General features: G+C 57.9%; 23 protein-coding genes. 8 read left to right on the plus strand and 15 right to left on the minus strand.

Features of this window, described 5'->3' with window-relative positions:
• Positions 1–36: 36 nt before the first annotated feature.
• Both ACOTTU_RS11680 and ACOTTU_RS11685 read right to left on the minus strand, forming a co-directional pair.
• Positions 37–438, minus strand: coding sequence for a DUF4864 domain-containing protein (locus ACOTTU_RS11680; RefSeq protein WP_425658154.1), 402 nt, complete (start codon positions 436–438; stop codon positions 37–39).
• Positions 439–497: 59 nt separating this feature from the next.
• On the minus strand, positions 498–2,081 hold the full coding sequence (locus tag ACOTTU_RS11685; RefSeq protein WP_425658156.1) for a lysine--tRNA ligase: 1,584 nt from the start codon (positions 2,079–2,081) through the stop codon (positions 498–500).
• A gap of 110 nt (positions 2,082–2,191) precedes the next feature.
• On the opposite strand from ACOTTU_RS11685, the gene ACOTTU_RS11690 reads away from it, so the two are divergent.
• Together ACOTTU_RS11690 and ACOTTU_RS11695 are read left to right on the plus strand one after the other, a co-directional pair.
• On the plus strand, positions 2,192–2,620 hold the full coding sequence (locus ACOTTU_RS11690; protein ID WP_298919423.1) for a tellurite resistance TerB family protein: 429 nt from the start codon (positions 2,192–2,194) through the stop codon (positions 2,618–2,620).
• A 150-nt stretch (positions 2,621–2,770) separates the two neighbouring features.
• A complete protein-coding gene (locus ACOTTU_RS11695; RefSeq protein WP_425658157.1) occupies positions 2,771–4,987 on the plus strand; it encodes an NADP-dependent isocitrate dehydrogenase in 2,217 nt (738 codons plus the stop codon).
• Between the two features lie 55 nt (positions 4,988–5,042).
• Here ACOTTU_RS11695 and dacB read toward each other — a convergent pair whose 3' ends face one another.
• From dacB to ACOTTU_RS11720, 5 genes are all read right to left on the minus strand, one after another.
• Complete coding sequence (dacB, locus tag ACOTTU_RS11700) at positions 5,043–6,539, minus strand: D-alanyl-D-alanine carboxypeptidase/D-alanyl-D-alanine endopeptidase (protein ID WP_425658159.1); 1,497 nt, start codon at positions 6,537–6,539, stop codon at positions 5,043–5,045.
• Positions 6,540–6,616: 77 nt separating this feature from the next.
• A complete protein-coding gene (locus ACOTTU_RS11705; protein WP_425658161.1) occupies positions 6,617–7,225 on the minus strand; it encodes a nicotinate-nucleotide adenylyltransferase in 609 nt (202 codons plus the stop codon).
• A 70-nt stretch (positions 7,226–7,295) separates the two neighbouring features.
• Positions 7,296–7,763 (minus strand): MOSC domain-containing protein, encoded by a 468-nt coding sequence (locus tag ACOTTU_RS11710; protein ID WP_425658163.1) that lies wholly within the window; start codon positions 7,761–7,763, stop codon positions 7,296–7,298.
• A gap of 9 nt (positions 7,764–7,772) precedes the next feature.
• On the minus strand, positions 7,773–9,059 hold the full coding sequence (locus tag ACOTTU_RS11715) for an alpha/beta hydrolase (RefSeq protein WP_298919433.1): 1,287 nt from the start codon (positions 9,057–9,059) through the stop codon (positions 7,773–7,775).
• A 149-nt stretch (positions 9,060–9,208) separates the two neighbouring features.
• Positions 9,209–9,856: a VPLPA-CTERM sorting domain-containing protein gene (locus ACOTTU_RS11720; RefSeq protein ID WP_425658165.1), complete on the minus strand. Its 648-nt coding sequence runs from the start codon at positions 9,854–9,856 to the stop codon at positions 9,209–9,211.
• A gap of 248 nt (positions 9,857–10,104) precedes the next feature.
• On the opposite strand from ACOTTU_RS11720, the gene ettA reads away from it, so the two are divergent.
• The 3 genes from ettA (at position 10,105) to cutA (ending at position 13,095) form a co-directional block, all read left to right on the plus strand.
• Entirely contained in the window at positions 10,105–11,760 is a 1,656-nt protein-coding gene (ettA, locus tag ACOTTU_RS11725) for an energy-dependent translational throttle protein EttA (RefSeq protein ID WP_298919437.1), read from the plus strand.
• A 143-nt stretch (positions 11,761–11,903) separates the two neighbouring features.
• Complete coding sequence (locus ACOTTU_RS11730; RefSeq protein WP_425658167.1) at positions 11,904–12,671, plus strand: hypothetical protein; 768 nt, start codon at positions 11,904–11,906, stop codon at positions 12,669–12,671.
• Positions 12,672–12,774: 103 nt separating this feature from the next.
• A complete protein-coding gene (gene cutA, locus ACOTTU_RS11735) occupies positions 12,775–13,095 on the plus strand; it encodes a divalent-cation tolerance protein CutA (protein ID WP_425658169.1) in 321 nt (106 codons plus the stop codon).
• 49 nt (positions 13,096–13,144) lie between these two features.
• Here cutA and ACOTTU_RS11740 read toward each other — a convergent pair whose 3' ends face one another.
• Together ACOTTU_RS11740 and ACOTTU_RS11745 are read right to left on the minus strand one after the other, a co-directional pair.
• Positions 13,145–13,435 (minus strand): hypothetical protein, encoded by a 291-nt coding sequence (locus ACOTTU_RS11740; protein WP_298919441.1) that lies wholly within the window; start codon positions 13,433–13,435, stop codon positions 13,145–13,147.
• A 118-nt stretch (positions 13,436–13,553) separates the two neighbouring features.
• Positions 13,554–14,030 carry a DUF2938 domain-containing protein gene (locus tag ACOTTU_RS11745; protein WP_425658171.1) on the minus strand — a complete coding sequence of 159 codons (477 nt, stop codon included), beginning with the start codon at positions 14,028–14,030 and terminating at the stop codon, positions 13,554–13,556.
• Between the two features lie 449 nt (positions 14,031–14,479).
• Between ACOTTU_RS11745 and ACOTTU_RS11750 the strand changes: the two genes are divergently transcribed.
• The 3 genes from ACOTTU_RS11750 (at position 14,480) to ACOTTU_RS11760 (ending at position 15,904) form a co-directional block, all read left to right on the plus strand.
• Entirely contained in the window at positions 14,480–15,067 is a 588-nt protein-coding gene (locus ACOTTU_RS11750; RefSeq protein ID WP_425658172.1) for a histidine phosphatase family protein, read from the plus strand.
• Positions 15,068–15,229: 162 nt separating this feature from the next.
• A complete protein-coding gene (locus ACOTTU_RS11755) occupies positions 15,230–15,478 on the plus strand; it encodes a hypothetical protein (protein ID WP_425658173.1) in 249 nt (82 codons plus the stop codon).
• 219 nt (positions 15,479–15,697) lie between these two features.
• Entirely contained in the window at positions 15,698–15,904 is a 207-nt protein-coding gene (locus ACOTTU_RS11760) for a cold-shock protein (RefSeq protein WP_007117950.1), read from the plus strand.
• Between the two features lie 110 nt (positions 15,905–16,014).
• Here ACOTTU_RS11760 and ACOTTU_RS11765 read toward each other — a convergent pair whose 3' ends face one another.
• The 6 genes from ACOTTU_RS11765 to hydA all read right to left on the minus strand — a co-directional run bounded on the left by ACOTTU_RS11765 (position 16,015) and on the right by hydA (position 21,720).
• Positions 16,015–16,281 (minus strand): hypothetical protein, encoded by a 267-nt coding sequence (locus ACOTTU_RS11765; RefSeq protein WP_298919451.1) that lies wholly within the window; start codon positions 16,279–16,281, stop codon positions 16,015–16,017.
• Between the two features lie 117 nt (positions 16,282–16,398).
• Positions 16,399–17,388: an ABC transporter substrate-binding protein gene (locus tag ACOTTU_RS11770; RefSeq protein ID WP_298919453.1), complete on the minus strand. Its 990-nt coding sequence runs from the start codon at positions 17,386–17,388 to the stop codon at positions 16,399–16,401.
• 29 nt (positions 17,389–17,417) lie between these two features.
• Positions 17,418–18,257, minus strand: coding sequence for an ABC transporter permease (locus tag ACOTTU_RS11775; RefSeq protein WP_425658175.1), 840 nt, complete (start codon positions 18,255–18,257; stop codon positions 17,418–17,420).
• The gene (locus ACOTTU_RS11780; protein WP_425658176.1) at positions 18,254–19,114 is read right to left on the minus strand and encodes an ABC transporter permease; all 861 of its coding nucleotides are present in this window, start codon (positions 19,112–19,114) and stop codon (positions 18,254–18,256) included. The genes ACOTTU_RS11775 and ACOTTU_RS11780 overlap by 4 nt, the downstream gene beginning before the upstream one ends.
• Positions 19,115–19,397: 283 nt before the next feature.
• On the minus strand, positions 19,398–20,177 hold the full coding sequence (locus ACOTTU_RS11785; RefSeq protein WP_425658359.1) for an ABC transporter ATP-binding protein: 780 nt from the start codon (positions 20,175–20,177) through the stop codon (positions 19,398–19,400).
• 82 nt (positions 20,178–20,259) lie between these two features.
• Positions 20,260–21,720 carry a dihydropyrimidinase gene (hydA, locus tag ACOTTU_RS11790; RefSeq protein WP_425658178.1) on the minus strand — a complete coding sequence of 487 codons (1,461 nt, stop codon included), beginning with the start codon at positions 21,718–21,720 and terminating at the stop codon, positions 20,260–20,262.
• Between the last annotated feature and the right edge of the window lies 1 nt (position 21,721).

A 21,721-nucleotide genomic window follows, 5' to 3' on the forward strand; every position in this document is an offset into this window, starting at 1 on the left:
TAAAGCCGGATCACACCACCGTTCCCGGCGTTTGCATCACGCGCTGAAATCAGAACTGTCGAGGATCTGAACCCCGTTGATGCGCCAGCCGTTTTCGGTTTCGAGCATCCGGTAATCCAGTACATGCACGCGCCCCTCCCGGTCGGTGATCATCACCCGTTGCCAAAGCGTGGCACCTTGCTCACGCAACTCAAGATAGCGGACGTTGCCGGGACGCCAGACCATAGGATAGCCTTGGGTCACCATGTTGCGGAAATTCTCCGGGGTGCCGAACAACCGCTGCAGGGTCGGGCTCGCAAAGCCAAAGGCCGTTTCAAAATCATCGGCCAGAAAGGCTTCGATCTGGCTGTCGATGGTTGCCTGTATGTCGGCCTCTTGCGCGGGCAGCGTGGTCGCACACCCCAGCCAGATAATCAGACCAAAAATCATGTTGCGCATAGCGCGCCTCCCTATTGCCTGATCATAGGGTAAGGCGCTTGCGCCCCGCGACAAGAGCGTCAGGTCTCGGAGGCCAGTTCGCCAGCCAGCGCCTGATCAATGAGTGCGACAGTCTCTGCGACACCATATAACGCAATGAAACCACCGAAACGGGGGCCCTGACTGGCACCAAGCAGCACCTCATAAAGGGCCGTGAACCATGCACGCAGCGGATCGAATCTCTCGCGCCCACAGGCGTAAACGATGGACTGCAAAGCTTCATCGTCGACCGCGCCGTCATAGGCCTCAAGCTGATCCCTGAGATCAAGCAGCGCCTCACGTTCGAGATCATTCGCCAGCCGGTAGGTTTTCTTGGGCTTCACGAAATCATTGTAGTACCGCACGGCGAAGCCAGCCGCCTTGTCCATGTCAGGGTTATTTTCTGCTGATGTTTCAGGCGCATAGCGCTGAATGAATCCCCAAAGCTGTGATTTGTCTTCTGCCGCGGAAACACTGGCGAGATTGAGCAACATGGAGAAGGGCACAAGCATGTTCGACTTCGGAACATCCCCTGAATGAATGTGCCAAACCGGATTATTCAATCGTTGAATTACATCCTGCGTCTCGTAGGCACGCAGTTGTTGATGATACTCGTCCACCGCCTTTGGAATGACATCGAAATACATCCGCTTGGCCGTTTTTGGCTTGAGGTACATAAAGTACGACAGGCTTTCAGTGCTGGCATAGGTCAGCCATTGATCAATAGAAATCCCGTTGCCGGACGACTTGGAAATTTTCTGACCGTGCTCGTCCAGGAACAGCTCATAGCTGAAATGCTCCGGTTTTTTGCCGCCAAGTATCTCACAGATCCGGTCATAGATGGCCGTATTGGTCGCATGTTCTTTGCCGTACATCTCGAAATCCACGTCGAGCGCAGCCCAGCGTGCCCCAAAATCCGGTTTCCACTGCAGTTTGACGTTGCCACCCGTCACGGGCAGCGTCCATTCACGACCTGTCTCATCATCGAAGGTGACCGTATGGTTCCGAGCATCCACATTTTTCATCGGTACATACAGAACCCGCCCCGTCTCCGGGTGGATGGGTAGAAAGATGGAATAGGTCTGCTGGCGCTCTTCACGAAGGGATTTCAGCATCACTTTCATGACATCGTCATAACGCTCAACCGCCCGACGCAGAATGTCGTCAAACTGCCCGGTCTGGTAAAACTCGCGGGCGGAGTAGAATTCATAATCGAACCCGAAGGTGTCGAGGAACCGGCGCAGCATGGCATTATTGTGATGGCCAAAACTCTCATGCGTGCCGAAGGGATCGGGCACCGAGGTCAACGGTTTGTGCATATGTTCTGCCAGCATGTCCTGCTGCGGCACATTGCCCGGCACCTTGCGCATACCGTCCAGATCGTCAGAGAAACAGATCAACCGCGTGGGAATATCAGAGATTTGCTCAAAGGCACGGCGCACCATTGTGGTGCGCAGAACCTCGCCAAATGTCCCGATGTGTGGCAGTCCGGAAGGCCCATAGCCTGTCTCGAACAGCACATGCCCCTTTTCAGGGGGCGCTTTTTGGTAGCGTTTGAGGATACGGCGCGCTTCTTCAAAGGGCCAAGCCTTGCTGGTCATTGCAGCGTCGCGTATCTGAGACATATCTCACCCGAGTGTTGTGTCCGGCGCCCCATACGCCGGGTTTCGCTCGTCCCTATTGCGTTGCAGCATTGGCGTCAATAATCTGACCCAATTGACCCTCATGAAAGTACATGCCCGTGCCTGATGATCCTGCCCACGCTTTTTCCGCACAAGACAGCCTCGTTGCTTTGATGATCGCCGTCTCTGCCTCCGACGAGGACATCCGGACCGCCGAACTCGTTAAGATCCAGGCAGCTGTCCAGATGTTGCCGATCTTTTCGAGGTATGATGAGGATCGTCTGGGCACCATCAGTCAAACCGTTTTTGATCTCTTTGAGCAGGAAGACGGGCTCGACGCTTTGTTCGGGCTGATCCGGGAGAGCCTGCCTGAAAGGCTTTTTGAAACAGCCTATGCGTTGGCCTGTGATGTCGCTGCGGCAGATGGCACGCTGGATGAGGCGGAGCTTCGCCTTCTGGAAGAAATACGGTATGAGCTGAACCTCGACCGCCTGCATGCCGCTGCAATCGAACGCGGCGCGCGCGCGCGGCATCTGAGCTGAGAGCATCGCGAAGGCAGCGCCCAAAAGCTGATCTCAACTGATGTCGGACTCTTGGCAAGACATCTGTGGGGAAAAAATCCGGCGGTCGCTGTGGACCTTCGCGGCCCGGTTGATTAGTGCTTGATCAAACTTCTGAAAGGCCAGTGCATCATGACGCAAAGCGACAATCCCGATATCGTCTACACCAAAGTTGATGAAGCGCCGGAATTGGCTTCGGCCTCTTTCCTGCCAATCATCCAGCGTTTTGCCTCTGCGGCGGGCGTGTCGGTTGGGACCCGGGATATTTCCTTGGCCGGCCGCATAATCGCCGCCTTTCCCGAGGCCCTGTCAGAAACGCAGCGCCAGTCTGACGATCTGGCAGCTCTTGGCGCCCTGGTGAAAACGCCCGATGCGAATGTCATCAAACTGCCGAACATCTCCGCTTCCGTGCCGCAACTTGTCGCGGCGGTAACAGAGTTGCAGTCGCAAGGGTACGATCTGCCCGACTATCCCGAGGCCCCCGGCACAGATACAGAACGCGCCATCCGGGCGCGGTACGACGCGATCAAAGGGTCCGCCGTGAATCCGGTTCTGCGCGAGGGTAATTCCGATCGCCGTGCCGCGGCAGCGGTCAAGAATTACGCCCAGGCCAACCCGCATCGGATGGGGCATTGGGCGGCGGATAGCAAAACCAGCGTGGCAACGATGTCTTCGGGTGATTTTCGGTCGAATGAAAAATCCGCCACATTGTCGGAAGCTGCAACGGCCCGGATCGAGCTGGTGGATGCCGATGGGTCCGTGAAAGTTCTCAAAGATGCGATCGACTATCCCGCCGGGACCGTCGTGGACGCGACCTTCATGTCCGCAAAGGCGCTGGACGCCTTTTTGAGCGATCAGGTGGCCGCAACGAAAGATGCAGGTGTCCTTTTCTCCATCCACCTCAAAGCCACGATGATGAAAGTGTCCGACCCGATCCTGTTCGGCCATGCGGTCAAAGCCTTTCTGAAACCGGTGTTTGAAACCTATGGCGATGACCTGAAAGCGGCCGGGGCCAACCCAAACTCCGGGTTGGGCTCTTTGCTGGAAAGCGTCACGACATCGCCCAAAGCTGCGGAGATACGCGCGGCCATCGATGTCGCGATGGCCGAAAACCCGCCGCTCTACATGGTGAATTCCGACAAGGGCATCACCAACCTGCATGTGCCTTCAGATGTGATCATTGATGCCTCCATCCCGGCATTGATCCGCGCGGGCGGCAAGGGCTGGGGCCCGGACGGCAAAGAGGCGGACACCAATTGCGTGATCCCCGACAGTTCATATGCAGCCGTCTATGACGAGGCGATCAACGACTGCAAAAAGAACGGTGCGCTCGACCCATCCACGGCAGGCACGGTGCAGAACGTGGGCCTGATGGCGCAGAAAGCCGAAGAATATGGCTCCCACCCCACAACCTTCGAAATCCCAAGCGATGGCACGGTGCGCATGGTGCTGGACAACGGCGAGGTGCTGCACGAGCATCAGGTAGAAGCTGGTGATATCTGGCGCTCAGCCTCGACGCGCCAGGCGCCGATCGAAGATTGGGTTCAATTGGCGATCGACCGTCAGGCCCTGGAAAACTGCCAGGCGATTTTCTGGCTCGACGAGACCCGTGCCCATGACGCGGAACTCCTGAAATACGTGCGGCCCCTGCTGGCCAAGGCGGGCGTTGAAGACAAGTTCCAGATCCTCGCGCCGCGCGATGCCACACGCGCCTCTTTTGACACCATACGCAAAGGCGGCACCTCTATTGCGGTGACCGGCAACGTGCTGCGGGACTACCTGACCGACCTTTTCCCGATCCTTGAACTGGGCACCTCGGCCAAAATGCTGTCGATCGTCAAACTGATGAATGGCGGCGGCCTCTTTGAAACCGGCGCGGGCGGTTCCGCCCCGAAACATGTGCAGCAGCTGGTCGAAGAGAACCATCTGCGGTGGGATTCCTTGGGTGAATTCTGTGCGTTGGGGGAGAGCCTGAAATACCTGGCCCAAGTCAAGGGCAATGCAAAGGCCAAGGTGCTGGGCGATGCGGTCGATCTGGCGACACAAGGCATTCTGGATCAGAACAAATCCCCCAGCCGGAAGGTTGGCGAGCCCGACAACCGCGACAGCCATTATTATTTCGCACTCTACTGGGCCCAGGCGCTGGCAGCTCAGACAGCAGACGCTGATTTGGCCTCACATTTCGCGCCGGTTGCCAAAGCCCTTTCGGAGAATGAAGCAACCATCGTCGCCGAGCTTGCCGCCGCGCAGGGAAGCCCCGCAGACATCGGCGGCTACTACCATGCGGACAATGCGAAAACGGCAGGTATCATGCGGCCCTCGGCAACATTGAACACAATCATCCACTGAGGCGTTTTCCAACAGGGTCGTCGCCCGCTCTTGTGGGCGACGGCTCTACGCATTTTCAACTGCTGTAGATCGTTCCCCAGCGTTCCAGAAGCTGGCGCTGCAGGCGCCGGGCGCGATTGGCCCAAGGCCGCGCGCCTTGCGGACGCTCTCGGTGGGCGCGGGGGATTGTGGCGCGGATACTTTCATCGGCGCAGAAAATCGCAAAGACCATCTCCCGACCATCCGGTGCGGTGATGTAACCGGCCAGTCCGGAAACAAAATTCAGCGTCCCTGTTTTGGCCGCCACCTTGACGGGATGTTTCTTGTCAGGCCGACCACTCTTGTCTCTCAGCGTGACCGGCTTCAGGATCGGACGCAGCAACGCGCGGTCGTGTGCGGCGGCAAGGGCGCGCACCATATCCGCGGCACTGACACGGCTGGCACCGCCGAGCCCGGAATGATCTGCAAAGGCCGGCTTTTGCATCCCCAATGCCTCTTTGGCCCAGAGGTTCATCTGTCGGGCGGAAGCGGCAAGAGTATGGGCGCGCCCTGAATACATACGTGTCGCGGCAAGACCCACCATCTCAGCCGTGAGATTGTTGGAATACTTCAACATGCCTTGCAAAATCTCACGCAGCTCGGGGCTTTTGACGGTGGACAAAACGGTCCCCGCGGGCAATTCCTCGACCAGTTCCGGAGCTTTCAAAACGATGCCGTTCGACCGCGCCAAAGTGGCAAAGACATCGCCTGCGTAAAGCCCGGGCCGCCGCACGGGCAGCCAACGCGCACCTTCCTTGCCAAGCGCTTTTTTGGCCACGGTCCACTGATCATGGTCTCCCGCGTCGCGGTAGCTGAATATGGGCGCGGACCGGTCAACGATCTGCATACGTGCCATCTGAACATCGGGCCGGTAAGGCGCGGCGCGCGCATCCATGGTCACTGTGTAGTCGCCCGAGCCGCGCTTCCATTGAAAATGCACCCGGTTGTAGTTCAATGCGATGCCTGAAACAGCGGGACTATAACCCAGATGATCCGGTTGTTCCGGATCAATGGTCCGAAGCGGGCGCAGCGCATTTTCAAAGACGAGGAACCGCCCGCGCACCTCACGTAGCCCGGCCTCTTTCAACCCCAGTGCGAGTTTGGCAAGAGCCTTTGTATCAAGGGTCGGATCACAGCCGCCAACAAGAACCAAATCTCCTTCCAGTACGCCATTCGTGATTTCGCCCGCGGCAACAACCTGCGTGACAAACCGATGCGACGGACCCAGAATATCCTGTGCATACAACGCTGTGATCGATTTCGCGACGCTTGCCGGGGCGATGCCCGATGTTTCGTTTCGCGCTTCAAGGATGTTACCGGTTTCGGCGTCGGCCACCGCAAAAACGATGTCGCCCGTCACCCGGGACCCGCGCAGCAAGGAAGCAAGTTCCGATACCTGCGCCCGCGCGTCATCGCGCATGCGGGGTCGCAGGGAAACCTTGGGGGCCTCTGCAAGCGCCGGAACGCCGGTGCTGGCCATCAAGCCCGCTAAAAAGGCGCGCCGCGAGAAGAAGGAATTTGATTTACCCGTCATAGGGCGGAGTTAACCTCAGCATGCAGGCGGTGACAACAACAAGGCGCAGGTGCAGCAGATGAAAAAACTGTGACCTGTCAGGAGGGCGCCTGCCACCCTCCTGCAGCCCGGATCGCGGTTGACGATTGAGATACCATCGGAACGTTAACAAAACACCATGCCGGTGCCTCGGCCCGTCCCAACAGGGCAGAGGCGCGCCCGGAAATGCGGGCGGGCCCATAAATACGGGCGGCGGGGCTCATGCGCGCGGAAATGCGATCACCCGGGCGTGCCAGAACACCGATAGGAACCGTTTGCATGATCTGCCGCCAATCCTGCCACAGATGCAATTGCGCCAGATTATCGGCACCCATCAGCCAGACAAAGCGCACGCCCGGATAGATATGCCGCAACGCCTCCAGGGATTTCGCTGTATAACGCGTTCCCAAATGCGCCTCGATGTCTGTCACCTCGACCTTCGGGTGCTGCATCATGACCCGCGCACGGGCCATGCGTTTTTCCAGCGGAGCCGGTCCGCGTGCCTTGATCGGATTGCCGGGGCTGACCAGCCACCAGACGCGGGAAAGGCCAAACCGTTTGAGCGCCTCACGCGTCACATGGACGTGCCCGGCATGTGCCGGGTCAAACGACCCGCCCAACAGGCCGATGACCTCGCCGGGTCTCGCAATGGGGAACCCCCGCCTCACACTGGTCTCCGCTTTACACAATTCACCCGCGCTTTGAACGGTGATTGCCCTGTGGTGTCAATGGATTGCCTCACAGTGGCGTCACCAACATGTCGAGCGCCATGCGGCCCGGCGTCACCACGCGCGCGCACCAACCACCATGCCCACGCACGGCTGAATAGCCGCCAAAACCCAGAATTTCTTCCATCCGGCTACAGGGCGCACAAATGCCGGTCACTTCCAGAACTGCGGTGCCGATTTGCAGTTGCCGCCCCTTCAATGCGGCAAGGTTCAGCCCTTCTATCACGAGATTTCGACGCAAATCCTGCGCCAGGACCGGGCCCCGTCCCAGCATCGCGCCGATAGTTGTCAGGTGTTCCTGTTGGATCAGCGTTACGCCGCGTTTAACTGATCCGCCGTGATCGCCTGTCAAACCCCGTTCAGTCACCTCGACCTCGTCAACCGATAGCACTTCCGCCCGACGCGCCGGGCGCAACCCTATCCATCGCAGGCGGCCATCCTGCGCATGACGGGATATCAAATCCTTCAAGTTCTGCATCAGATGCCCTCAGCGATCACTGCCCTCGACAACCAGATCAGGCAATCGTTCCAGCGGATAGTTTGGATGCAATTGCCAAAAACCGTCCTCCCCGTCCTCAAGGGGCCGCAGCGTACCGCCGGGAAAAGCGCGGGTTCTCAACGCGAGAACGATGTCAGAGAGAACCGCCGGATTACTGCGAAAATAGGAATGTCCGCGCCCCTTGACGTTTTCAACGCGTATGAAATGAACCAGACCTTCCTTGCGCAGTTTCTGCAATTCTTCCAGCTTCAGGCTTTCGGAAGTTGCGGACCCTAATCGCGGCGCATTGGTCAGCAATGACGCAGCCCTCAGTGCCCCGTCGTTCGGGTTGATGTAGATATTGATCTGCTCGAAAGCCTCCGAGAAGCGCTCCGCCTCCAGCCGCTGACGGACCACACCGGTATCAAGATCGGCCGCAGCGAGGATCAGGGTTCCGGTTTTCATCGCGATCTTTGGCGGCACCCCGCGTCCCCGGTGATAGATCACCAGTTCGCGCAGAGCTTTGGTCATGACATCGGTGCCGCGGGAATGGGCAACAATATCGATGTCTTCGACTTCCGGAATCTCGGCCAGCAGCCGCAGCAGCTCTTTCGCATGAAAAACACTGAAATCGCCTGCCTCCCGGTCCCGGAAGTATCCCAGAGGTCCTGAATTTCCTGCGGGCCAGGTAAATGCGACAGGAATGCTGTTGCGCCCCGCATAGTGCCACAGGTTGGCCAAGGTACTGAGAGCACGATCAAAATCATTGCGAACGCCGTGGGTGAAAATCAAAATGCGACCGTTGCCGGTGCGGGCGATCTCCGCGCGGATCGCCTCCTGAAAGGCCTGAGCGCCCGCATTATAGGAAGTGAGCGCGTCGGGTTCAAAGATCAGAGCCCCTTTTTCGCGGCGGTTTGGCAGTGGCACATCCGCAAATCGGACAAGCTCCGTGGCACTTTGCACGTCAAGGCGCGAAATCCGGCGACCGCCGTCCGTTGAAGTTCGTGCCACGAGGTCGTCCCAGTCTTCGGCCCCAAAGCGTACCTGTGCGCTGCCAAGTGCCATCGAGTTCGAGCGGCTGGAATTATAGGAGATTTCGCCATCCGGGCTCAGCTCGATTGCCCGGTCGGTGACGTAGAACATGCGCGGAGAGACATTGCGCAAAACCGGCGGCACGGCAGCGCTGGGATAGTTTCGCCCTTCCAGGTAAAGATTGGGGGGTGGCGCGAGGGCGACGTTCTGCGGAGCACAAGCCATAAGGATGAGGCAACTGCACGCCAGAAATATACGTCTCATAGTGGCTCCGCCCTGGGTTTCACCCTCTCACGGCTAACATGGAGCCAACATATGTCAAATCACACCCGCCCTCAGGGGAGGAAAAGCGACAGACCATAGCAAAAGGGCTACGCATTTGCGCAGCCCTTCGCCTGTCTTGTTAGTGTTGATCAGGAAGAAGCGCGTCTTTTGCGGCGCGCCACAAATCCCAGACCGCCAAGACCGACAAGCAACAGCGGCAGCGCCGCAGGGACCGGCACCGGTGCCACAGCCGTCACGACGCGAATCCAGTCCCCCGGTTCAGTGACCTCCATTGAAACCCGGATGCTGTTGGGCGCGAAGACCAGATAGCCATCATTCGGCGATGCGCCTGTTCCGTTGTTGGATTCCAACCCACGCGCGCCAAGAGGCGCCGTTTGGTAAGTGGTTCCCGCAGCGCCAAGAATTGATGTTGATGCAAATTCCAGCGAACCGCTGCTGTTGGACATGACACCCAGAATGGCGCCGTCGAAGGTCCACTCGACACCAAAATGCTCGCCCCTTGCCCCACCATCGGTGTTGAGGAAGATCATGTGGCTGTTGACCAGCTGTCCCGCGGCAATTGCATCAATGCCTGCGTCCGCGTCCAATGCTGCGTTGAGGAATACGCCCTGCGCTTCATCGAAGCCTTGCATATGCGTATTGGTTACATTGTCATCCAAGGCAAACTCTGGAGCCGCGATGATTTCAGCGGCCCCGCTACCGCCCGCACCGAAGGCGTCGCCCGCTGTTTGGACCACATCTATGATGGCGGCCTGGGAGGTTGTTGCCAGAAGCATTGTGGCTGCAGATGTTAATAGTAAGCTCTTCATTACTTTCCCTCTCGAATAGTTAACTTTATGGATTTATTTAATAAAAATAAATTTAACATAATCTCGAAAGCATTGCCAGAATTTAACTGGCTTCCCTGCTCTGGCCAGATTTGACCGATCCATTCGCAACACGACCCGCATTCGATCAAAACGCGTTTGCTCTTGTCGGCTTTGCTGCCTAGAAAAGCGAAATCATTTCCGACAGGAGCATTCTCATGGCCGCCTACCAATACGTCTACCATATGTCCGGTGTCTCCAAGACCTATCCGGGTGGCAAGAAATGCTTTGAGAACATTCATCTCAATTTCCTGCCCGGTGTGAAAATTGGCGTCGTCGGCGTCAATGGTGCAGGTAAATCCACCCTGATGAAGATCATGGCCGGACTGGACACGGAATTTCAGGGCGAGGCCTGGCATGCCGAAGGGGCCACCGTCGGTTACCTGCCGCAGGAACCCAAGCTCGACGAAAACCTTACGGTGCGCGAGAACGTCATGCTCGCCGTGGCCGGTAAAAAGGCCATTCTCGACCGCTATAACGAACTCGCCATGAATTATTCCGACGAGACCGCCGACGAGATGGCGCAGTTGCAAGACCAGATTGATGCCGAAAACCTCTGGGATCTGGACAGCCAGATTGACGTCTCCATGGAGGCCCTGCGTTGCCCCCCCGATGACGCTGACATCAAGACCCTGTCGGGCGGGGAGGCCCGGCGCGTTGCCTTGTGCAAACTGCTGCTCGAAGCGCCCGATATGTTGCTGCTCGATGAGCCAACCAACCACCTTGACGCGGAAACCATCGCTTGGCTGCAACAGCACCTGATCGACTACAAGGGCACGATCCTGATCGTCACACACGACCGCTATTTCCTCGATGACATCACCGGCTGGATTCTGGAACTCGACCGCGGCAAAGGTATCCCTTACGAGGGCAACTATTCCGCCTGGCTCGAACAGAAGGCCAAACGCCTTGCTCAGGAAGCCCGCGAGGATAAATCGCGCCAGAAGACCCTCGAACGGGAGTTGGAGTGGATGCGGCAGGGTGCCAAGGCGCGGCAGGCCAAATCCAAGGCCCGAATCAACGCCTATAACGAGATGGCCGAAACCTCCGAGCGGGAAAAACTCTCCCGCGCCCAGATCGTCATCCCCAACGGCCCACGTCTCGGCTCCAAGGTGATCGAGGTCACGGGGCTGGCAAAACACATGGGCGACAAGCAGTTGGTTGAGGGCCTGGACTTCTCCCTGCCCCCCGGCGGCATTGTCGGCGTGATCGGCCCCAATGGGGCGGGTAAATCGACACTCTTCAAAATGCTCACCGGTCAATTGGAACCAGACGCGGGCAGCATCGAATACGGCGATACGGTCGATCTGTCCTATGTTGACCAGAGCCGCGATGATCTGGCCGCGAATGACAACGTCTGGGAGGCGATTTCCGGTGGGGCCGAACTGATCCAGCTGGGCGACGCCGAGGTCAACTCCCGCGCCTATTGCTCATCGTTCAACTTCAAGGGCGGCGACCAGCAGAAGAAGGTTGGCCTGCTCTCAGGCGGTGAACGCAACCGCGTGCACATGGCGCGCCTGCTGAAATCAGGCGGCAACGTGCTGCTGCTCGATGAGCCGACCAACGATCTGGACGTCGAAACCCTGCGCGCTTTGGAAGACGCGCTGGTCGATTTTGCCGGCTGCGCTGTGGTCATCAGCCACGACCGGTTTTTCCTTGATAGAATCTGCACGCATATCCTCGCCTTCGAGGGCGAAGCCCATGTGGAATGGTTCGAAGGCAACTTCGAGGACTACGAAGAGGACAAGAAGCGGCGGCTGGGGGCCGACGCTCTCGAACCCAAACGGCTGAAACACAAGAAATTCGTTCGATAAGCCGTCTGGTTCGCCCTGATTGAAAATTGCTAGCTGTCGCGCGTGGGGTCTCCGCCTCAGGCGGTTTGTGGTATGGTTTGTTTCACGACCCGTGTTCAAAACCCATATTTTGCAGCTATTTCATTTTCGAATAGGAAACGCCAATGGAACCCATTTCCGCGTTGTTACCTCTTATCAACATGCTTCGGCCAACCAAGTCGCCGCATCTTCTGATCTTTTTGTCAGGTATTGTTTGCATCGAGTTATTTGCGGTTGTGGGAGCTGGTGAATTAGCCAATCAGCTCTTTCACTTTCCGATCTATGCAATCCTGACCATCGCTTTGATACTGTCGTTCTACTACAGGCCCCCGGAAATTTCTGGCCTCCACCATAACCCGGCGCGCGATAGCGGCGCTGAGACCGAAGAGCAGCCGCAAGATTTATCCGTTGAAGTTGAACATCAGTTCAAATTTGCGCGCGCATTCTGCCTGGTTGCGGGAATTGTGTCGCTCTACTTCTTTGCAGGGCAATTGAACGAGGATCTTTTCGTATATACAGCAATAAGTTACGTAATCATCATCGCACATCTGATGGTGTTTGTATTCTACATGATTTTCAGAACCCTCAAAGAAGAGGGCATGCACCGGTATTCGATTTATCAGATCGGGTTCATCACCGGAATCGTCCTTATTGCACTCAGCCTGTCCTACACAAAAATGAGCACCTCAGCGACTGAGGTCTTTTTTGTTGAAACCGACGCCAATGGAAATGAGATTGTATCAGAATCCGATCAGAGTGCAGATGTGAAAGTCGATGTATGGGCCAGAAACAATTGGGCGTTCTATTGCACCGTCTGGCTGGTCTATTTTTCATTTTGGGTGGGAAGATTACGGCATTTTGTCAGAATAAACATCGTTGATCCGGCACGGTAAGAGCCAATGGCGCAGCCGATCCCTACCCTTTCGCAGCAGTTGTTTCGGTCTGGCCGAAGGGTGCGGATTTGATTCCCCCGCAGAGCTTCGGCTAGCATCTCCCATGCCCATCATCGATATCCTCGTAAACTGCCCCTCTATCCAGATCGCCGACACGATCAGTGCTGCGCTCATTGAAAAACGCCTTGTCGCCTGTTCCAACCGCTATGCGCCTGTGCAAAGCGCCTATTTCTGGAAGGGCAAGGTAGAGCAGGAGGAAGAATACCCGCTCCTTCTGAAAACAAGGCTTGAACTCGCGCAGCAGGTCGAAGACGCCATCCGCGCGCTGCATCCCTACGAGGTGCCGCCGATCATTCGCATAAATGTCGATGGGGCCAATCAGGACTACGTCGATTGGGTCCACGCCGTCACCCGCAGCCCGTGAGCAGTTTTGGGTCACTTGGTCGAGCTGTCACAATGTGAGGGGCACCGGGCTAAACCTCGGCAACCACGCTCCCTCTCATCTCGCCGGTCATGCGGGCGAAATCTTCGCTATGGACCTTGTCGCGAACCTCTTCGATGGCGCGTTCGGCGGCATCACGGGTCGCGCTGTCCGGCCATTCGGTAATCGCGGCACTGGTCCGATCACTCGTACGCACGACCGTGACGCGACTGGCCCCCAATGCCCTTAGCGCCGGCAGACGCTTTTCCGAGATCGCCCGCAAAGAGACATCGTAATCCGTGCCGTCCGCGATCTCCCATGTAGTGATGGTGACATAGCGCATGGTTCCCCTCCACTCTGATGTCAACGGATGCAAGCATAGCATTTTTCGCAGAGAAATGACAGCGGCGGCGCATTTTCTATCTGGCAAATATGATCAGAACCATGCGGTCAACGGGCAGCTAAAGCAGCGCACCCAGCCATAGACCAAAGCCAAAGACCGTATGTGCGGCAAGGCCCAGCCCACGTGCTTTCCAGGGTTTTGGCGTTTTTGAAGCAGCCCACCCCAACCCCATTCCCGGGTGCAGGAGGAACCAGCCAAAGCCCACGGTGAGAACCGCGAATATCCAGGCGGGCAGGAACGTCGGTGCGGAAAGCCAATCGGCGCCCATGATCAAAGCCAAAGCCACCCCGTAAGCGGCACCAACCGCGTAGTGAAACACCCAGCCGATAGCCAATTCGCCCGCGACTGGCGTCGCCTCGCCGATATCGTCGTGAAACAGCTGACCTCTGGGCATATGCGCAACCCAGCGCCCCACCATAGCCCAATTGGGTGTCGGTTGACCCGCCACCCGGCGCAGAAACAGCGCCCAAACGTCCATCGCGACGGTGGCGATGAGGCCCATGAAAACCCCGGTCATTACAATGGTATCTGCCAAGTGACATTCCCGCCTTTGTGCAATTCAGGGGTGTTCTGACATGTCCGCTGCGAGTTGACCAGCCCGCCCAAAGACGATGCACGCCTTGGCGTTCGGACAAAAAAACGGGCCGGTACAAGACCGGCCCGAGAGGGGAAGAAGACAACGCAGGGGGAGAAACTGCGTGGCCTGAATTAAATGGCAGCCCAGTCAGTGAAACGCCATTTTGAAGGGCATTTCGGACCGGGACGACGGTGAACCGGGCTGCCACCCGTTGCACGCCAGGAAGAGGTGCGCGGAACCGGGGAGATATCCGGGGTAATATCCCCGGGGGCGTCATGAAAATCAGTCACTCGTGTCATAATCGTTACTCCACTTCCGAGGAGGAATATATCACCCCGGCTCACAAGTTCATTCAACATCAAGTTGACGCTGCGGTATGTGAAGCGGATCACACAACGGCAAAAAATTTGAAATTTTTTAACTTTTTTGTGCTGTCAATCGAACGAACCGCGCCAGCAAGGATCATTCTAACACTTGATTGGGATTGCATTGCCTTTCAGACTCGCCCCATGTTGACCCGCCGCGACGCCCTCTGCCTTTTTGCGCTTGCCCCACTGAGTGCCTGCGTGAGGTCCGGCATTCCGGGTACCGCCCGCACAACGATCATATTGTTGAGGCACGCTGATCGCACTGGCGACAATCTCAACAGTTTTGGCGTGGCGCGCTCAGAGAACCTGCCCAATGCACTCGCTGGATACCAGCTCTCCGCAATCTTCAGCCCGGACATTCCGCGTAATCTGGAAACAGCCAAACCACTGTCACAGGCAACCGGTTTGCCGATCACGGTGATCCCCAAGGAATTCGCAGGCAGCACAATGAGCCGGGCCTACCCCAACGGAACGGTGGTCTGGATCGGAAACAAAGGCAACCTGCGCACGATCTGGGAAGAGTTGGGCGCAGCGGGCACCGCTCCCCAGGAATACGGGGAGATTGGGATCGTGACGCTACTCCCTGATGGGGGCAGGCAGGTAGAGCGTTTGGTGGTCAACGCCTGAGGCAAAGCTAATTTACTGCAATCTGAGATTCTGAGTTTTCCGCCAATTTTATGGAAAATCACCTCGAACCCGCACAGAATCCACACCAAGATGCCCCATTTTCGCCCCAGCTTAACCTTTGGTTAGGGGTTAGATGGTTGTCTGTTCTGAGGAGGATTTGAAATGGCTATCATTTCGGCCCTGATCGGTGGCTTAGGCGGCTTTTTTTCATTCGCAGGCGCCTTGCTTGTCTTCAAGACATCTTTCCTGACCGCCATATCTCTCTATGTCATTGTCGGTTTGGGGATTTCTGCAAGCCTCATTGCCATTGGATTAGCCTGGCGTGGCTTGTCAGGTCTTTCAGCCCAACCCGCAAAGATCGTTGCGCAACCCGCGCACGTCCCTGCCACCTCCAAATCTCTTCTACACTGACGACAAGTATCTGAAAAATCAGAAAGCTGATGGCGGGCCCTGGAATGGCCCGGCCCCGTATTTTTCTTGCCAGACGGGAAGTCATCTGTCATACGCCGCATCGCAAACGTTATTCTTTTTCGACCTGCTGTCTCCTGAAGGCGGTCAGTCTTCGATCCAGACCGACCACGCCAGGCTATCGCAAGACCGCGGATAGCACGATCATAGGAGACCACGGATATGGCCACAGGCACCGTGAAATGGTTCAACACTACAAAAGGCTTCGGCTTTATCGCACCTGACGGTGGCAGCAAAGACGTGTTTGTGCACATCTCTGCCGTTGAGCGCGCAGGCCTGACAGGTCTGGCCGACAACCAGAAAGTGACATTCGACATCGAAGCAGGCCGTGACGGCCGCGAAAGCGCGACAAATATCGCCCTCGCCTAAGCGTCGATACCGACCTGAACAAGAAAACCGGCCATTCTATTGGCCGGTTTTTTTCATGCCTGTCATGCGCGACCGCCCCAGAGACGGTATCAATCCGCCGACAGTAGCGGCTACTTCAGCAAGACCTGCCAAATCAGCAAGCTGGGGGCAAGCATCGCGAAACCGATGCAAAACAGCTTGGCAATATGCGACACTTTTCCAAAAGAACCATTGCCCAATGCACCTTCGCCGTAGCCCAGAACGCTGGCCATGACGGCATAGCCGCGGGCCTCTTTCTGGCGTTTCTCGGCTTCGATCCCCGCTAGAGCCCGTCCGTTAACGCGCATTTGGCGCTCTTTTTCGGACAGCTGGCTTTCAAGACTTTCCATATTGCTCATGTCACTCGTTGCTCCCGTTGCTTGCCAAGAAAGATGGGGTGCGATTGGCCCTTGTCCAGTCAGCAACACATAAAAAGGCCAGCTCAACGCTGGCCTTTCTCGAAATGCGCAACCCAATCAGTTAAGCGCCTTATCCGTGATGGCATGAGTCCAGGCCCCTTCAGGCGCTTTGGAGATCACCGGATCCGATCCGCCCGACAACAGCGAGGCAACCGTGCGTTCATAGTCCGCCGGATCAAGCGCACCGTTGCTGCCCGCAGTCAGCTTGGCAATCTCGCCCATCATACGTTTCTGGTGTTTCTCGGTCTGAGCGCCGCTGGCATCGTTGTCGAGCACGATCTCAGCCGCTTCATCCGGGTTCGCCTCAGCGTATTTCCACCCCTTCATCGACGCCCGCACAAAGCGCACCATTTTGTCCTCAAACGCCGGGTCCGCGAGCTTGTCCTCCAGCACGTAGAGCCCGTCTTCCAGCGTCGCAACGCCCTGGTCTTCGTACTTAAAAACGGTCAGATCATCCGGTGTCAGCCCGGCATCAATGACCTGCCAGTATTCATTGTAGGTCATGGTCGACACGCAGGCCGCCTGGCTTTGCAGCAGCGGATCCACGTTAAAGCCCTGCTTGAGCACAGTCACACCATTGTCGGACCCGTCGGTCGGAATATCCAGTTTGCTCATCCAGCTCAGGAAGGGGAATTCATTGCCGAAAAACCAGACCCCCAGGGTCTTGCCCGCGAAATCATCCGTACTGGTCACGCCTGCGTCCTTGCGGCAGGTCAGCATCATGCCCGAGGATTTGAAGGGCTGCGCGATATTGACCATGCCCAGGCCCTTTTCGCGGGCGGCCAGAGCGGCGGGCATCCATTCCACGGTGACATCTGCACCACCCCCGGCAAGCACCTGCGTGGGCGCAATATCCGGCCCGCCGGGCTTGATGGTGACGTTCAGGTCTTCTTCCTCGTAAAACCCTTTGTCGAGCGCCACATAGTAGCCTGCAAATTGCGCTTGCGTGACCCATTTCAACTGCAGGGTCACATCGTCTGCGGCCTGTGCGGCAGCGCCCCAGAGCCCCAGAGCGGCCCCGGCGGCCAGCGTTGTCAGTTTTTTCATCATACTCTCCTTTGTTGGTCGTCTTCTTTTTAATGACGTTGCGACGGGTGCCAGAATGTCACTGCGCGTTCGATCAAGGCAACCCCCCCGTAAAATGCGGACCCCACGATCGCAGCCACCACGATTTCCGCCCAGACCAGATCAAGCGCAAGCTGGCCGACGGATGTGGAAATGCGAAAACCCATGCCGCGGATGGGCGAGCCAAAGAACTCTGCGACAATCGCGCCAATCAACGCCAGCGTGCTCGCAATTTTCAGCCCGTTGAAGATGAAAGGCATCGCCGCAGGCAGGCGCAGTTTGCGCAACGTGGTCCAGTAGCCGGCCCCGTAGGTGCGCATCAGATCGCGCTGCATGGCCGAACTGTCCGAAAGCCCCTGCACGGTATTCACCAGCATCGGGAAAAACACCATGACCACCACCACAGCCGCCTTGGATTGCCAGTCAAAGCCGAACCACATGACCAGAATGGGGGCCATGCCGATTACAGGCAATGCCGCGACGAAATTGCCCACCGGCAGCAGCCCGCGCCGCAAGAAATCAAACCGGTCCACCAGAATTGCCACCAGAAACGCCGACCCGCAACCCAGCACATAGCCGCTCAGCGCGCCCTTGATCACGGTCTGGACAAAGTCCTCCCACAAGATGCCGGTGGATGCCGCGAACCGCGCGACAATCATCGAGGGTGCCGGCAACAGGACCGGGCTGATTTCGAACCCGCGCACGACGCCTTCCCAGATGGCGATCAGGGTTAGGCCAAAAATGAGTGGCACCGCCAGGCCGGTGAAGCGGGTTCTGGGACGTGCGGACAGCCGTGCATTGATCCCCCACCCCAAGACCCAGACAGCAATGGCAAAGGCGATCCACATCATGCCATCCCCATGCGCTTGAGGGTCAGGCGTTGCACGACCCCAATGATCCCGACAAGGGTTGCGGCCAACGCGGCTGCCATGATCAGGGCCGACCAGATCTGGATCGTCTGCCCGTAATAACTGCCCGCCAGCAGGCGCGCGCCCAACCCCGCCACGGCACCGGTTGGCAACTCGCCCACAATCGCCCCCACCAGCGATGCCGCCATCCCGATTTTCAGCGAGGTAAAGAGATAGGGCATCGAGGACGGCAGGCGCAGCCGCCAGAAGGTCTGATGCGGGCTGGCATTCCACGTGCGCATCTGGTCAAGCTGCATTGCATCCGGGCTGCGCAACCCCTTGACCATGCCCACAACCACCGGGAAAAACGACAGATACATGGAGATCATCGCCTTGGGCAGCAGGCCCGAAATGCCCACGGCATTCAGTACCACGATGATCATCGGCGCGATGGCCAGAATGGGGATGGTCTGGCTGGCGATGACCCAGGGCATCACTGACATGTCCATCGTTCGGTTGTAGACGATCCCCACCGCCAGCGCGATGCCCAGCCCGGTGCCCAGAGCAAAGCCCAGCAAGGTGGCGCTCAGCGTGATCCAGCTGTGATAGATCAGCGAGCGTTTGGAGGTGATCTTTTTCTGAGCGGTCGTCTTCCAGATCTCAGCCCCAACCTGATGCGGCGCGGGCAGTTTCGGCTTTTCCTGACTCCAGGTATCCGCGATCAGCGTCTGCGTTGTCAGTTCCGCACCCGACCGCGTGGCTTTATCATACGCCCAGGGCGCGTTGAGCCAGATCGCAGCCACATACCAGATCAGAAAAATGCTCAGAACCACCGTCAAAACGGGTATGACGCTACGCATGCACCCTTCCTCTCCGCCAAAGCCAGAAGGCCGCAGCAACTGATCCCAGGAACACCAACACCATCATCCGCATGGTTCCGGCAGCATCCGGGCATTGGTTTGCGGGCATCTCCCAACAACGGAGGTTCCGATAATCACCCAATGCCGCAAGAAACACGACAGCCGCCAATAATCCAACCACGGCAAACAAAAAGGAAACGCACCGCACGATCACCGGCGTCCCTCCCGCTTCACCCTTCGGCAAATAAGCCCCCCGGAGGGCCGGACTGACACAGATCCACGCTCAGTCATCAACATGCCCCGCCCGCAGCCCTTCACGTACCCGGTGCGCCACCTCCAGAAACGCGGGCGTGTCGCGGATGTCCAGCGGGCGGTCTTTCGGCAGCGGGCTCTCGATCACATCGGTGATCCGGCCCGGGCGCGGCGACATCACCACGATTTTGGTGCTCAGATAGACCGCCTCGGGGATCGAATGGGTGACAAAGGCGATGGTCTTTTGCGTGCGCGCCCAGAGCTTCAGAAGCTGTTCATTCAAATGGTCCCGCACGATCTCATCCAGCGCGCCAAAAGGCTCATCCATCAGCAGGATATCCGCATCAAAAGCCAGCGCCCGCGCGATAGAGGCGCGCTGCTGCATGCCGCCCGACAATTGCCAGGGGAATTTGCGCTCAAACCCCGCCAGTTCGACCAGTTCCAGCACCCGCGCCACGCGCGCGTCCATGTCCGCCTTGTCATAGCCCATGATCTCCAGCGGCAGCCGGATATTGCCGCCAATCGTCCGCCAGGGATAAAGCCCCGCCGCCTGAAACACATAGCCGTAAGCCCGCGCCTTGCGGGCTTCTTCGGCGCTCACCCCGTTGACGGTGATCTGCCCACCTGTCGGGTGCTCCAGATCGGCCATGCAGCGCAAAAATGTCGTTTTGCCGCAGCCCGACGGCCCGATAAAGCTGACGAATTCGCCCTTCTCGATGTCGAGGCTCACGTCCTTTAACGCATGCACCGGCCCGTCATTTGTTTCAAAAGTCAGCGACAGGGTTTTGGCACTGATCACAGTTGCATTCATCAAGGTCTTCGCTCCGCTCGCCGTCACATTCTGGCTGGCTATACCCTGCCGCAACGGGGCGGCAAGCTGAAATCATTCTGTCTCAAATCCCCGCCGGGATATTCAACGGATCGCGCTGGATCATCTTCGGCGCGGTCAGCGCTTTCCACTTGCTCAGCGCTTCAGAGGCCGAGGAAAACGCCGGGCGCGGAATGAACCGCCCGCGCCCCGGGTTAGGCTGGCTGTTCTGCCCCCAGGCCCAGATGACCTCGCCCCGGTTCAGCGTGTACCGGCTCTGCGCCTTGACCTCGAAACCCTCGAAAACGTTGTAATCCAACACGGAATGATGGTTCGATGGCGAGATCGTCTTGGTGATTTTTGGGTCCCACACAACGATATCCGCATCTGCCCCCTCAACGATGGCTCCCTTGCGCGGGTAGATGTTGAGAATTTTCGCCACATTGGTCGAGGTCGCTGCCACGAATTCATTGGGTGTCAGACGGCCTGTTTCCACGCCTTCGGTCCAGAGCACGGCCAGACGTTCCTCCAGCCCGTTTGATCCGTTGGGAATGATGCGGAAATCGTCTCTCCCAGCGCGTTTTTGCTCGGTATTGAAGGCCGCATGATCGGTCGCCACAACCTGCAATGATCCCGCCTGCAAACCCGCCCAAAGGCTGTCCTGATGGTCTTTTGAGCGGAAAGGCGGTGACATCACCCGGCGCGCCGCGTGGTCCCAGTCCTTGTTGAAATACTCGGATTCGTCCAGCGTCAGGAACTGGATGAGCGGCTCGCCGTAGACCCGCATGCCCTTCTGACGCGCGCGCCGGATCGCTTCATGCGCCTGCTCACAGGACACATGCACAATGTACAGTGGCACACCTGCCGCATCGGCAATGGTGATGGCGCGGTTGGCGGCCTCGCCTTCAAACTCGGGCGGGCGTGAATAGGCGTGCCCCTCCGGCCCGGTGATGCCCTGATCGAAATACTTCTGCTGCATCTCGGCCACCAGATCGCCGTTCTCCGCATGCACCATGGGCAGCGCGCCCAGTTCGGCACAGCGCTTGAAAGAGGCGAACATCTCATCGTCCTCGATCATCAGCGCGCCCTTATAGGCCATGAAATGCTTGAAGGAATTCACGCCCATCTCGACGGCATCCTTCATCTCGTTGAAGACCGTCTCGTCCCAGCCGGTGATTGCCATGTGATAGCCCACATCGGAACAGATCTGCGGCGCGGATTTGCGGTGCCATTCGTTGATCGCGTTCTTGATCGACCCGTCCGCGCCCGGCAGACAGAAATCGACCACCATCGTGGTGCCCCCTGCCGCCGCCGCCCAGGTGCCGCTCTCGAAGGTTTCCGCCGCCGTGGTCCCCATGAACGGCATTTCCAGATGCGTATGCGGGTCAATCCCGCCGGGGATCACATAGGCCCCTTCCGCGTCGATATAGTCATCGCCCTTGAGGTCCTCGCCGATCTGCTTGATCGTCTCTCCCTCGATCAGAACATCGGCTTTCCATGTGCGATCCGCCGTGCAGACCATGCCGCCTTTGATCACTTTGGTCATT

This window comes from Roseobacter sp. EG26 (genome assembly GCF_049830555.1).
Taxonomy (GTDB): Bacteria; Pseudomonadota; Alphaproteobacteria; order Rhodobacterales; family Rhodobacteraceae; genus Roseobacter.